The organism is Mucilaginibacter sp. (genome assembly GCF_039935595.1).
Classification (GTDB): Bacteria; Bacteroidota; Bacteroidia; order Sphingobacteriales; family Sphingobacteriaceae; genus Mucilaginibacter.
On sequence record NZ_JBDTJZ010000225.1, the window covers coordinates 35,843 to 49,655 of the forward strand.

Annotated in this window: 14 protein-coding genes; 4 read left to right on the forward strand and 10 right to left on the reverse strand. The window is 39.8% G+C overall.

Annotation, left to right across the window (positions count from 1 at the left end; genetic code table 11):
* Positions 1-67: 67 nt before the first annotated feature.
* The gene (locus tag ABI367_RS16240; RefSeq protein ID WP_462227444.1) at positions 68-754 is read right to left on the reverse strand and encodes a class I SAM-dependent methyltransferase; all 687 of its coding nucleotides are present in this window, start codon (positions 752-754) and stop codon (positions 68-70) included.
* A gap of 52 nt (positions 755-806) precedes the next feature.
* Between ABI367_RS16240 and ABI367_RS16245 the strand changes: the two genes are divergently transcribed.
* Complete coding sequence (locus tag ABI367_RS16245; RefSeq protein WP_462227446.1) at positions 807-1,037, forward strand: hypothetical protein; 231 nt, start codon at positions 807-809, stop codon at positions 1,035-1,037.
* 26 nt (positions 1,038-1,063) lie between these two features.
* Here the strand turns inward: ABI367_RS16245 and ABI367_RS16250 are convergent, their stop codons facing one another.
* Positions 1,064-1,300, reverse strand: a complete 237-nt coding sequence (locus ABI367_RS16250; RefSeq protein WP_462227447.1) for a hypothetical protein — start codon at positions 1,298-1,300, stop codon at positions 1,064-1,066.
* A gap of 100 nt (positions 1,301-1,400) precedes the next feature.
* On the opposite strand from ABI367_RS16250, the gene ABI367_RS16255 reads away from it, so the two are divergent.
* Positions 1,401-1,823: a secondary thiamine-phosphate synthase enzyme YjbQ gene (locus ABI367_RS16255; protein ID WP_462227448.1), complete on the forward strand. Its 423-nt coding sequence runs from the start codon at positions 1,401-1,403 to the stop codon at positions 1,821-1,823.
* A 1-nt stretch (position 1,824) separates the two neighbouring features.
* Here ABI367_RS16255 and ald read toward each other — a convergent pair whose 3' ends face one another.
* From ald to ABI367_RS16280, 5 genes are all read right to left on the reverse strand, one after another.
* Positions 1,825-2,952 carry an alanine dehydrogenase gene (gene ald, locus ABI367_RS16260; protein ID WP_462227449.1) on the reverse strand — a complete coding sequence of 376 codons (1,128 nt, stop codon included), beginning with the start codon at positions 2,950-2,952 and terminating at the stop codon, positions 1,825-1,827.
* Between the two features lie 238 nt (positions 2,953-3,190).
* A complete protein-coding gene (locus ABI367_RS16265; protein ID WP_462227450.1) occupies positions 3,191-3,904 on the reverse strand; it encodes an outer membrane beta-barrel protein in 714 nt (237 codons plus the stop codon).
* An 11-nt stretch (positions 3,905-3,915) separates the two neighbouring features.
* The gene (locus ABI367_RS16270) at positions 3,916-5,202 is read right to left on the reverse strand and encodes a TolC family protein (RefSeq protein ID WP_462227451.1); all 1,287 of its coding nucleotides are present in this window, start codon (positions 5,200-5,202) and stop codon (positions 3,916-3,918) included.
* Positions 5,203-5,205: 3 nt separating this feature from the next.
* On the reverse strand, positions 5,206-8,304 hold the full coding sequence (locus ABI367_RS16275; protein WP_462227452.1) for an efflux RND transporter permease subunit: 3,099 nt from the start codon (positions 8,302-8,304) through the stop codon (positions 5,206-5,208).
* Between the two features lie 12 nt (positions 8,305-8,316).
* Positions 8,317-9,423, reverse strand: a complete 1,107-nt coding sequence (locus tag ABI367_RS16280) for an efflux RND transporter periplasmic adaptor subunit (RefSeq protein ID WP_462227453.1) — start codon at positions 9,421-9,423, stop codon at positions 8,317-8,319.
* Positions 9,424-9,739: 316 nt separating this feature from the next.
* Between ABI367_RS16280 and ABI367_RS16285 the strand changes: the two genes are divergently transcribed.
* The gene (locus ABI367_RS16285) at positions 9,740-10,558 is read left to right on the forward strand and encodes an NAD(P)H-binding protein (protein WP_462227454.1); all 819 of its coding nucleotides are present in this window, start codon (positions 9,740-9,742) and stop codon (positions 10,556-10,558) included.
* Between the two features lie 2 nt (positions 10,559-10,560).
* Here ABI367_RS16285 and ABI367_RS16290 read toward each other — a convergent pair whose 3' ends face one another.
* On the reverse strand, positions 10,561-11,505 hold the full coding sequence (locus tag ABI367_RS16290; RefSeq protein ID WP_462227455.1) for an SMP-30/gluconolactonase/LRE family protein: 945 nt from the start codon (positions 11,503-11,505) through the stop codon (positions 10,561-10,563).
* Positions 11,506-11,636: 131 nt separating this feature from the next.
* Here ABI367_RS16290 and ABI367_RS16295 point away from each other — a divergent pair, with 131 nt between their 5' ends.
* Positions 11,637-12,839: a DUF763 domain-containing protein gene (locus ABI367_RS16295; RefSeq protein WP_462227456.1), complete on the forward strand. Its 1,203-nt coding sequence runs from the start codon at positions 11,637-11,639 to the stop codon at positions 12,837-12,839.
* Here the strand turns inward: ABI367_RS16295 and ABI367_RS16300 are convergent.
* Together ABI367_RS16300 and ABI367_RS16305 are read right to left on the reverse strand one after the other, a co-directional pair.
* Positions 12,831-13,364 (reverse strand): DUF4142 domain-containing protein, encoded by a 534-nt coding sequence (locus ABI367_RS16300; protein ID WP_462227457.1) that lies wholly within the window; start codon positions 13,362-13,364, stop codon positions 12,831-12,833. The genes ABI367_RS16295 and ABI367_RS16300 overlap by 9 nt on opposite strands.
* A 91-nt stretch (positions 13,365-13,455) precedes the next feature.
* Positions 13,456-13,813, reverse strand: a 358-nt coding sequence (locus ABI367_RS16305) for a phosphoenolpyruvate carboxylase (protein ID WP_462227458.1), incomplete at its 5' end; no start/stop codon positions are given.

Sequence of the window (13,813 nt, forward strand, 5' to 3'; positions counted from 1 at the left end):
GTTTTTTTATAATATGACTCTGCACTTAAAGGCAAAGTTTAATACCAACAATCATATAACCGAATTGTTATACAATTAACCTGGCTAAATACTGCCCATATTCGTCCTCAGCCAATATTTGCAGTTTAAAACCGACTTGTACGGCTATATCATGAAGGGTGTTTTTATCAATATATAACCAGCTAAACCAATCAGTTGTTAAGGTTTTATATTGATACTGATAGGGTATTTCGCCATAGTAGTTGTTGGCCGGTAAGCCAATTTCTTCATATACATAAGCAACGTCCGAAGAATCAAATAGCACTTGTCCTCCATCATTCAGCAACAAACGCAGGTGCATTAATAATTGCTTTAATCCGTGCAGGGTACCTGCCAAACCAATGCCATTCATCAATAATAACAGAGTATCAAATTTGCGCGGGTGGTATGTAAATATATTGGCTTCATAAACCTTTTTAACTCCCCTCGCCTGCATAACCTGCACGGCCAGGGGCGAGATATCAATTGCGGTTACATCTGTACCGCCTTGTTGCAGCAGTAAGGAATGACTGCCGGCCCCGGCACCAATATCAAGCACCTTACCCCTGCAATGATCAAGCGCAAGCAATTCTATATCAGACATATCGTCTTTTGGCCTGAAGAATATGTCAAGCGGCATTTCCTCTTTTGGGCCATATTGGTTATGTATCCAAAGTTGCCCGGGCTTATTTTGGTGATGATAATCAAAAATTGCCCGACCTAAAACATCATTCATAGCTATAAAATAAAACAATTAGCTCAATTATAATATTACTTATTTATAAAGAATGCTAAAAATTAACATTCGACGTTTACATACTATTAAAAACAGCACCATGGGAATAGCTATTGTGAAGATTATTATACTGCTGTTGATACTGACAGTACCTTTTGCCATAGCTAAAAGGCGCAGAAGAAGTAAAAAAAACACCAATGCTGTAAAGGTAGAGCTTAGCTCAACCTATTGCGTTAATGAAAATGGCGTGTTAGAAGAAATGAATAAGCAAAAAATCACTTAAATATTTATTATAGTTATCTGACAAAGTTATTGAAGGTCGTCATCCGGTAAATGATCATCATCTTCCGGGTCGGGTTCATCCATATCGTCTGCCGCGCGTATCTCGTTCAGGTCTTCAATATCATCAAGACGATCATCAAAATCTTCGTCTTCCTCATCGTTCCAGTCGCCTTCTAATTCATCATCTTCATCGGGCATAACCTGCATGGCAAACAAATATTGGCTAAGGCCGCTCATTGATTGTTCAAAACTTATAGTTGGCATAACTGGATTTTTTTTAAGTGGTGCTTATTAAAAACATGCATACAGCAGGTTTGTTTATAAAGATATTCAATTTAATATATTTGAGGCAATCGTAATTATCATGAAAATATACCAACAATTATTACAGCTAAATCAACGTAAAAGAGGCTTCCATATCATCACCGCCGAAGTGTTGAACGCGCTGCCGCAGATAAGCGAGCTTAAAATTGGTATTTGTCAGGTATTTATTATGCATACCTCGGCATCGTTAACTATTAATGAAAATGCCGACCCAACGGTACGCCGGGATTTTGAAATGTATTTTAATAAAGCAGTCCCCGAAAACGATCCCGATTATCAACATGATGACGAGGGGCCGGATGATATGCCTGCACATTTAAAAGCTGCCATGCTGGGCAACTCGGTTACCATACCTATACGCGACGGCAGGCTGGCATTAGGTACCTGGCAAGGTATATATTTATGCGAACACCGAAATTACGGTGATGCGCGTAAACTGGTAATTACCGCCTGGGGCGAATAACTCAAGCTACTGAAAATTGCCCATCAAATTTGGCTTCTGTAAAAGGTAACTGGCATGCATCAGCAACGGCTTTACAGGTAAGCAGGCCTTTATAGGTGTTTAATCCCTTTAATAACGGAACGCTTTCTTTAAAAGCTTTTACATATCCTTTATTGGCTATTTGCAACGCGTAAAATAATGTAGCGTTTGTAAGCGCTACGGTAGATGTATTAGGTACAGCACCCGGCATATTACCTACCGAATAATGCAGAATATTATGTTTTATGTAAACAGGATCGTCATGTGTAGTAACATGGTCGGCGGTTTCAAATATGCCACCCTGGTCAATTGCCACATCTACAATTACAGATCCGGGCTCCATAGTAAGTATCATGGCTTCAGTTACCAATTTAGGTGATTTTGCTCCCGGTATTAATACGGCACCTATTACGAGGTCCGAATTTTTTACCGCTTCGGCAATGGTCAAAGTATTTGATGCCAGCGTAGCTATTTGCGAACCAAAAATATCATCTAACTGACGTAGCCTTTCCAGGTTATTATCCAGTATGGTTACTTCAGCCCCCATTCCTGCGGCAACTTTGGCCGCGTTTGTACCGGCTACGCCTCCACCAATTATCGTAACCTTCCCTCGCCTTACCCCCGGTACGCCGCTTAGCAATACACCTTTACCCCCATTTGGCTTTTCTAAAAAACTGGCACCAACCTGTACAGCCATACGTCCGGCAACTTCGCTCATCGGTGTAAGTAACGGCAAAGTACCATTGGGTAATTGTATGGTTTCGTAAGCAATGGCTGTAACTTTATTTTTCATTAATGAGGTTGTCAGCTTAGGCTCGGCGGCCAAATGCAAATAGGTAAATAATATAAGGCCCTCCCTGAAATATTTAAACTCGCTTTCAATGGGTTCCTTTACCTTCATTACCATCTCACAGGCCCATGCCTCATCAGCTGTATCAACAATAACCGCCCCGGCAACTTTGTAGGCAATATCTGTAAAGCCCGATCCCAACCCGGCGTTTTTCTCAACTTTAACCATGTGACCGGCTGCTGTCAATGCCGCAATACCGGCGGGGGTTGCCGCTACACGGTTCTCGTTATTTTTTATCTCTTTGGGGATGCCAATTGTCATGATGATAATAATATATGGTCAGTTAATATTTTCACAGATTATAATTTTTTAAATTAGATATTGCTAAAAATTATAATCAATACTTGTCATTTCGGTAAATAAATGTAAATAATAATACAATATTATTAATATTTATTTATTGAAAATGACAAAGTATTAGCATACAACATACCAGCACAGATTTGGTTTTACTATGCTATTGTAGGCGAGGAGTGAAAAATTAAGACTGATTAAGTTATTACCAGATACGATAAGCTACGCTAAAATTTAAATATCGGTTATAAACATTGATGCTGGTTTTTGGATTCCCCACGTTAAGAGCATACGGATCGTCTAATACCTCGGCAAAGCCCTGTACATATTTAACACGCAGGCTAAGTGCTTTGTAAGAAAAAGATACGCCCGCGTTGATACCATAATCAATTTTTTCCAGGTACTTTTCTGTTTGCCCCAATTGGTCAGGGCGACCATAGATCTCTTTATTATAAAAATTACCCTGGACATCTTTTAAACGGTAATGGCCGTTAACCAGCATGCTTAAATAAGGGCCAGCGAATAATTCAAAACCACCTATGCGGTAGGTCGGGCTTGCAGGGAACAGATCCAGCGTAAGCATCCTTAGTTCGGTATCATATAGCTTATTGTTGGCATCTAATTTACTTACGCCTGCACCCTTCTGGGTTAGCATTAATTCGTGTTGTAAAAAAAATTCTTTTCCCAGCGCGGTATGCGCAATTATACCTACATGACAACCAGCTATAGTAGTGGTTTTACCATTAGCTGATACAGAGTCTTTATCAGTTCCATAAAAGCCAGCCTGTGTGTACCCTGCCTCAATGCTAAATGATACCCGGCCGTTAAGCTTCATCATCACGCTATCCGGAAGTTGCCCCTGTGCAAATACCAATTGCTTTACCAGTATAAATGCCAGGAATAATATTATTTTTTTCATTGTTAATTCTCTTAAAAGTCAATATCCCAAATACCTGCTGCTCTTTCAACTTCAACTAATGCCGCAGCATAGTTATACAGTGTTTGGTAATAAGTTTGCTGCACATCATTATAAGTGCGCTGTGCACTCAATACATCCAACAGGGTAGTTTGCCCGCGTTTGTAACTGTATATTTTACCCTCTAAAACACGTTTGGCATCATTTAATAAACCATTATTAAACGAGTTTACCTGCTTGCGCGCCGCTAAATAATTATAATAAGCCTGCGTAACGTCACTTTGTATCTGCAACTCGGTTTGGCGGTATAACGCTTCGTTTTGTTGAGCTGTAAAATAGGCTGTTTTATATTCGCCGGCGTATTTGTTAGATAATTTTAACGGTATACTAATACCCATTGATATAGGTGTGGTTGATGGCGTTGGCGGCATAATATTATGCACATAACCATTATAATTTACCCCAAGGTTTATGCCCAGGTCAATTACCCTGTTGGCTTTGGCCAGTTCGAGCATTTTAGTGCCAATATCCTTATTTTGTAAAGCCGCAAGCAGGTCGGCACGGTTATTTTGCCCGGATGTTATTAGGGTTATCAAGTTGAAATTACGTTCAAACTTGCTAAAATCACCCACCGGAGAAAGCAATGTATCTAAATTTGTCCTACTGGTTAATAGTGATAAATTTACTAAACTGGTTTTCCAATCGGCCTCGCTTTGATAAAGTGAAGTAAGCATGTTAACAGCGTCCACTTTACTTTGTCGTGCATCGATCTCGCTTATAGCGCCTAATTTAAAGCGTATACTGTCTGATTTTGCCAACCCATTCATGGCAGCGTATGAGCTATCCATAACTGTTAATAAATACCTGTTTTGTAACGACTTTAAATAGGCCAGCGTAGCATCGGCACGTAGGTTCCTGAAATAATCTGCAAGTAGGTATTTAGACAGTTCTGTTTGGCTTTGGGCCAAGTTAATACGTGCACGGCGCTTACCTCCCATTTCTAAAGTGGTGCTCAAACTGCTGTTAAAGCCGTATCCCATAGCCAAACGTCCCTGATTAAGGTTAGTATATCCAAATGCCAGTTGCGGGTCAGGGAATATTTTTGCCACTTCAACGTTGGCGGCGGCAAGGTCAATACTAAATTTTTGCGCGCTATAGCTAAGATTGTTTTTGCCTACCGCGGCCAAAAAGGCCATATAGCGCACCGGCTTCCTGTTAAACACAGTATCAGCCTGCGCCATAACCATTTGCGCGCTGCAAAGTGTTAACAACCCTATAAATATTTTATGTATACTCTTCATGGTTTATGCATTTGGGGTTACCGGGTAATCATCTTTTCCCCATTTGTTTTCCAGTAAATAATAAATAGATGGCAGTGCATAAAGTGTTAATATGGTTGAAAACAATAAACCATAAACTATAACTGTAGCCAATGGCCGTTGCACATCCGACCCGATGCCTGTAGCCAGCGATGCCGGTAATAAACCTATCACAGCCACCGTAGCTGTCATTAATATCGGCCTGAAACGGTTTAGGGCACCTTCAATTACAGCTTCTTTTAAGGCCATACCCTTCTTTCGTAAACCATTAATATGCGAGACCATAATAACCCCGTTTTGTATGGCCACCCCAAACAACGCTATGAAACCTACTGCTGATGATACATTTAGTGTCATTCCCCGTATATTCAGGGCCAGCATACCACCAAATAAAGCCAGCGGCACGATAGACAATATTAATCCGGCCTGCCTGAATTTACCAAACAAACCATACAGTAAAATAAACATAATGGCCAGTGTTAAAGGCACTACCACTGCCAAGCGTGCATAAGCGCGGTTTTGGTTCTCAAACTGGCCGCCCCACTCTATTTGATATTTTGATTTGTCGTATTTTACATTAGCGTCAATTTTACTTTGCGCTGCTTTTAAAAAGCTGCTTAAATCAACCCCGCGCAGGTTTAGTTTAACAGTAAGTTGCCTGCGGTTGGTTTCGCGGGTGATGGTACTTTCGCCTGTCTCGGTTTTTACTGAAGCTATTTGCGATAACGGTATCTTGGCACCCGATTGTGAGGTAAGCATCAGGTTAGATATCTTATCGACAGTATTACGACTATCTTCGCTGTAACGGCAACTAATATCGTACACCCTGTCGCCCACAAATATTTGCGATATAGCTTTACCGCCAATACCTACTTCTATTAATTCGGCAACATCACTTATATTCAAACCGTAACGGGCCACTGCATCTCGGTCAACTTTTATTTGCAACTGCGGTAATGGCGGTTCCTGGTCAATAGCAAGGTCAACAGCACCCGGCACCGTTTGCAGCGTTGATAAAACGTGTTCGGCAATACGGCGGGTTTCTTTAAAATCATTTCCGTACACCTTAACCACCAGCTCGCTATGCGCACCGGCAATTTTATCCATTACACCGTCAATCATCGGCTGACTAAACCCAATCTGGAAGCCTGCCATGCCTGCATAATCCTTAGCCAATTCATCGATCAGGTCATACTTGGTTTTACCACGCGGCCATTCTTTATAAGGTTTTAAACCTATTGAACATTCAAAGTGCGACGGCGTGAACGGATCTGTACCGTCATCATTTCTTCCGTCCTGCACAGTTATATAAGTTACCTCACCGTGTTTCATCGTACGCTGACGCAGGGCATCGCTCATGGTTTTTGATTTATCTAATGATATACCCGGCGGCAGGGTAACCTGCAACCATATTGAACCTTCATCAAGTGGTGGCAAAAAGTCCTTACCCACCATAGCGGTTAATATAGATGCACATATTAAAACTATAGCTAAAGGCAAAAATACCTTCGATGGCTTTTTAAATATATTTTGTATGCCCCGGTGATAGGCCTCGCCCAGCTTTTCGAGCCATTTATTATGGTACATTTTACGCGGCATATGGTATACCGTGTAGGCAAGGCCAGGTATTAATAATAAGGCCACACATAAGGCGCCAAATAACGCGTATCCTACGGTAAATGCCATTGGTGTAAATAGCTTTTTCTCTACCCGTTCAAAAGCAAATAGGGGCATGTAAGCGGTTATGATAATTAACGTCGCAAAAAATATAGGGCGTGCTACATCTGCTGCAATGGTACCTATTGATTCCTCTTTCAGAATGGACGTTTCATCATCCTCACGCCGCTTCAATATGGTTTCCATCATTACAATGGCTCCATCCACAATAATACCAAAGTCAATTGCACCCAACGATAACAAGTTGGCCGGTATATTGGTAAAGTGCATCAATACAAATGCAATAAGCAGTGCCAGCGGAATAGTTATGGCTACAATTAAAGCTCCGCGCCAGTTTCCTAAAAATATAATAAGCACTATAATAACCAACGACATACCTTCCAATAAGGTATGCGATACCGTTTCCAGCGTGGTATCAACCAATCCGGTACGGTCCATGTATGGTTTAATAGTAACACCCGCGGGCAAAATACCATTGTTAAGTTCATCAACTGCCGCATGTACACCGTTTAACACTACAGATGGGTTTTCGTGTTTTAAAAGGAGTACAATACCTTCTATGCCGTCATCAAAATTCACATTTCTGTCGGTATAGCCCAATATGCCTTTACGCTCAAGATTACCAAATTTGAGCGTACCTATATCTTTCAGAAAGATTGGAACACCGTCCTTTGATTTAATAACAGTATTGCCCATGTCGGTAAGGGTTTTATATAAACCTATACCACGTATCACATAATTCAAATCGCCGCGCGGCAATACGCTACCACCCGAATTGGTGTTATTATTGTTTAAAGCCGTCTGTACATCCCCTAATGATAATTTGTATGCCGACAGCTTACGCGGATCAACCTCTACCTGATACTGTGTAGTAATACCACCAAAATTGGCAACATCGGCCACGCCGGTAACCTGTTTAATTTTAGGTATGATAACCCAGTTTTGCAGATCAGTAAGTTCCCTCAGGTCGTGATTTTTACTTACAATAATATAACGGTAAATTTCGCCAATGGGCGATGTAAGCGGATCAAGACCGGGTTTTGCGCTGTAAGGAAGATCGAGGTCACCCAAACGTTCCAACACCCGCTGGCGGCTCCAGTAATCCTCTATCCCATCTTCAAATACCAGTGTAACCATGGAGAGGCCAAAGGTGCTACGGCTACGCATTACGTGCAGACCCGGCATACCATTTAATGCCCGCTCAATAGGTATGGTTATTTGCTGTTCAATTTCTTCGGCAGCCAAACCGGGCACCTGGGTAACCACCTGCGAGGTAACGTCGGCAATATCGGGATAAGCCTCAATAGATAATTGTTTCCATGAGTAATAGCCAAAAATGGCTATCAATATAAATAAAGCTAAAAACAGCCAGCGCTTTTGTATAGCGGTAAATATCAGTTTCTTCATCAGTTTTAAAAACTATTGCACATTTGATAAATAAAAACCGCCTTCGCTAACTATTACATCACCCGGTTTTAAACCTGATTTTATTACTGTTCTGTTACTATCGGTACCCGCTGTTTCAACCTTACGCTTTTGATAGGTATTTTTAGCATTTTGTACAAATACAAAGCTACTTTCGTTCATTTGCAATATTGAAGTGGTTGGCACCAATATGGCTTTGGTTGGCGCATTACTAAAATCAACATTAACGTACATGCCGGGCTTAAGGGTATGGTCGGCGTTATTACATTCAATCAATATTTGTACGCTACGGGTATCTTCGTCAATAATATCATTAACGTGATAAATTTTACCGGTTATATGTTTTTCGGGCAACGCGGGTATATCAATACTACATTGATCCAGCTCATGTATATAACGTATGTCTTTTTCTTTTACCTGGCCCACTACCCAAACTTTATTTAATTCGGCTACTATAGCCACACGGGCTGCGTCATCTTTTATAAATTGACCTACTACAATAGTATTTTCAATTATTTCACCGTTAATAGGCGAATAAACTATTAATGGTTGCCCCAATGTAATATTATCAGGATTGGCTTTGAACACCTTAATGCCAACTATGGCATTTTCATATTCCTTTTTTTCTATTTCATAGCTTGTGGCAGCCTCTTCCATGTCCTTCTCAGAGCCAACACCATGATCTTTAAGATCTTTTTGGCGTTTTAATGTTTTTTCGGCTTGTAACATTTGCGATTTTTCCTGAAAAAAAGCTTTTTGTGCAGCCATAAAATCAGGCGAACTGATTTCAAATAATGGGGTATTAGTGGTAACCCTTGCACCCAAACGCATATATGACTTAATTACCCTCCCTGAAAAAGGCGGCGCAATTTCGGCATATTGTGTAGGTATAGCCTTTACCGTACCTGCCGTTACCATTTGTAATCGGTAAGGCTCTTCGGTTATAGTAGTAAGTTTTAGTTTTGATTTAATGTTTGAACTGTCCGGAATAACAATGATATCGCCTTTAACGGTGTAGTTGCTGGGTTCTTTCTCCTCTTTTTTTTGCTTGCAGGCGGTTAATGCAAATACTGCAAAAACCAATAGGCATACATTTTTCATTATGTTAGTTTAAATACAATTGGGTATAGTAAAATCAAAACAATTTTTGATCAATTTTTTAAGTTTTATTTAGGTTATAATTACGGCTTTCAAGGCGTCAAATATAGATGTAAACAGCAAGGTTAGCTTTTAATTACAATATTCTAATGCTGTTCTAATTTCTAAAATTCGGCAAGCCTAACAATCTACTCTAATCCTATTATAAATCTTTGTAACAAATTAATTGATATTATATAAATAATTAATAATCAAATAGTTAAATAAATAATTTTAAGTAACAATTTTATTAATATTTTTGAGCGTTAAATTAAAAACAATGATCATTAGTATTGCAGGATGCGGCTGGTATGGTTTACAATTGGCAAAATCATTGATTGATATGGGTATAGCGGTAAAAGGCTCGTCAACCACTGCCACGAAGCTTCCGGTATTACAAAATGAGGGTATAAAACCCTACCTGCTAAACCTGTCTGAAAGCGAAAAAAAATACGATCCCGATTTTTTTGCCTGCAATATATTATGGATATGCATCCCGCCAAAAGCTCGTTCTGGTAATGGAGAATCCTACCTATATAGTATTGATACTATTATAGCATTAGCTAAACAGTACAATATAAAACAAGTGGTTTTAATAAGCTCTACCGGTGTTTATGCTGATGATAATGCAGAAGTAGATGAATTAAACATCCCCCAACCTAACACAACATCAGGCAATACAATGCTCACAGCCGAACAATTATTAAAGGGGGAAGCCGCTTTTACTACAACCATTATTCGGTTTGCCGGTTTAATCGGGCCCGGTCGTGATCCCGGAAGATTTTTTGTAGGGAAGAAAGATATACCCAATGGTAACGCTCCTGTAAATCTTATACATTTAACGGATTGTATAGGCATAAGTTTAGCTGTTATAAAACAACAGGCTTTTGGGTATACCTATAACGCCTGCAGCCCTGATCATCCCACAAAACAAGCCTTTTATACCAAAGCCTCTACCTGTGCTGGGTTAGCTGTACCTGAATTTATTGACGAAAAAAAAGACTGGAAAATCATTTCCAGTCTCTACGTTAATACCATTTTAAATTACCGGTACCAAATCAATTCTTTAATGAATTGGCTGGATACATCCGTAGGATAATATTATTCTACCCCTTTTACTTTGGTTTGTAAGCTATATAAGGCTTTTGAAGTGGTTATAAACAAAACATCTTTGTTTTTTCCGGCAAAACAAACGTTGGTTGTGGCAGGTGCCGGCACAGATATTTTATTGATCAGTTTGCCTTGAGGGCTGTAAACATTTACACCACGGCTTGTAAGGTAAACATTACCCATATTATCAAGCGTCATACCGTCTGATGGCTGATCTGCAAATAATGTTTTTTCTGATAACGTACCATCCTTTTCAATTTTGTATTTGTAGGTCTTTCCATAATAGTCACCAACATATAAGTATTTACCATCAGGTGTGCCTACAACACCATTAGGTTTTTTCATATCACTAACAACGGGTATAGCTTGCGAAGCTCCTTTGGGTAGGTAATAAACTTTATCGCCGTCCAAATCACTGGTTTTCTTACGCGTCCAAAAATCACGGGCAAATAATGGATCGGTAATGTACATACCTCCATTTTTATGGATGTAAACATCATTAGGCGCATTAAACATATGGCCCTGGTAATCATTTAACAAAACGGTAACCTCCTGTTTAGGGCTTATAGATAGCAATTGATTTTTTTCTTCAGAACAAACAATCAAATTGCCTTTTTTGTCCATAAACATCCCGTTAGGTCTGTGTGCATGTTCCATCCATACCGATAAATTGCCGTCGATATCATATTTAAATATCTTATCATTAGGCATATCCGTAACAAACAGATTGCCCTTTTTATCAACCGTAGGGCCTTCGGCGAAGCCAAATTTATCAGATATAAGAACAGGCTTTGCATCAGCAGCTAATACAACAGTAGCCGTATCAGCAGGGGCATTAAGTTTTAATGAAGGCGTTATACGTCCATTCATGGTAAACGATGAAAGCGCAAAAAAACCCGCGCCAATAGCTAAAAGAGCTTTGTTAATATTTTTCATTTAGTTTTTATTTAATTGGATAAATAGTAAAAGGTTTGGTTTAATATCCGTTCCTCAATAATCGATAATAATGTGCTTAATACCAAATTTAGCATTGCAATTTTTACAAACATTTTGCTAAATTTGTTAGCATGAAGCGTTCAGGAAGTGCTGATTTGCCGTTACATTATGGATATGTGCCCCAATGGCTGGCAGAAAGAATGGCAAAGTTAGGGCTGGCTGTTGTTGAAACTATAGTGATGGATTATGGCAAAGACGAAGTTTTACGCCGTCTGAGCGATCCTTTTTGGTTTCAAAGCCTGGGGGCGGTTATGGGGATGGACTGGCACTCCTCAGGTATTACTACTTCGGTTATGGGTGCTTTAAAACGTGCTGTTAATCCGCATAGTAAAGATTTAGGGATATATATTTGTGGTGGCAAGGGTAAATACTCCAAACAAACTCCTGATGAGCTTATAAAAATAAGCGACCGTACCGGCCTTAACGGCACTGAACTGGTGAGGTGTAGTAAATTGAGCGCCAAGGTTGATAATACAGCCATACAGGATGGCTTTCAGTTATACACTCATAATTTTATTTTAAGCGATACCGGGAAATGGACCGTAGTGCAACAAGGTATGAGCGACCATAGTAAAACAGCGCGACGCTATCACTGGCATTCGGATGCGTTAACCTCGTTTGTTGATAATCCGCACACTTCTATTTACGGGCAAAATGCAGGTTATATTTTAAATATGGCTGATAAGCACGCCGCATCATCAAGGGCCGGAGTTATGCAGATAGCTAATGAAAACCCTGATATTATGCTCAAAGAGATCAATAAACTGGTTATGCCATCGCATCATGACGTAAAAGCCAAGGATGTTGACCTGAAACGATTGGGCAGCGTACTTTGGCTGGCACATGAAAAACGACCGGAAGATTTTGAGGAATTGTTATTATTAAAGGGGTTGGGTCCGCGTACTTTACAGTCGTTAACGCTGGTAAGCGAAGTGATACATGGCACACCGTCGCGTTTTAAGGACCCTGCAAGGTTTTCATTTGCACACGGCGGTAAGGACGGTCACCCCTTCCCTGTGCCTATTAAGATTTATGATGAAACAATAGGAACTTTACAAACCGCTATACACAAAGCTAAATTGGGCAATACCGAAAAAAACGAAGCCATAAAGCGGTTAACCAATATAGCACAGCAAGCCGAAAAAGATTTTATACCAAACGCCAACTTTGATGAGGTGATTGAAGAAGAACGCAGCAACTCCTGGAAATATGGTGGCCGTACCGTGTTTGGCAAAGCAAAACCACCCTTGCAACAACAATTAAAATTATTTTAATGCTGCATTTATTGCTTTAGCCGAATCGAGATGCATTTGTAATGTTGGTAAAGTTTTAGCAGCAAATTCTTGTATGGTACCGCTGGTATTATCGCCAACGCTTTTAAATAATTTTATGGCTTTTTGATGGTCATCAACCATCATTTCCATATAAGCCTTATCAAACTCAACGCCCGACTTTGCCGAGATCCCGGCTATCATTTTTTGATGTTCCATGCTAATGGTATCACGGTCATCAACCATTTTATCGGTCTCTATCTTTTTAAGTTCGTTACCAGCTCTGGTATGATCGGCTATCATCATATTGGCAAAATTTATAATGCGGGCATTTGATGAATGGGTTTTAGCTACCCCGGCTGCTTTTACTTCGGTAAGCCCTGCTTCAAGGCCTTTCTTAATAAAATTTATGGCCTCATCGTCCGCAAGCGTTTTGTCATTATAGTTTTTACCTTTCCGGGCATCCTGGCATGAATATGCTGTAGACATGATTGCCACGGCAGCTAAATAAAAAAATACCTTTTTCATGATTGGTTATAATTTGTTATCAGGATAACAAACTTACTGTTATATGGTTTACAAAACCATATAAGTCAGGTATTTTATTTTAAGCTATGGCTTATGCCAGGTTTCTGCCGGCGTTAACTATACCATATACTGTACGTATGGCCAGCTTTTTATAAACCTCTGATAGTTCTTCGTCCGAAGTATTGTTTAAACAATGCAAAGCATAATGTTGCACTATGACCAATGGCAGTACAATACGCTCACGAATACCTATTGATCGGCGCTCAACAGGCGAATCTTCCATTAAAGCTTTTGTTTCTGTAAGTTCCAACAACAATGTTTTAGTCAGTTCAAATTCATCTTTAAGCTGTTTCCAGAAAGCGCCAAATTTTTCATCTTTTTCTAAATAAGTCGTAAGCCTGAAATCAGATTTAGACATTGACATAATGCAATTATCAACCATCGTTTTA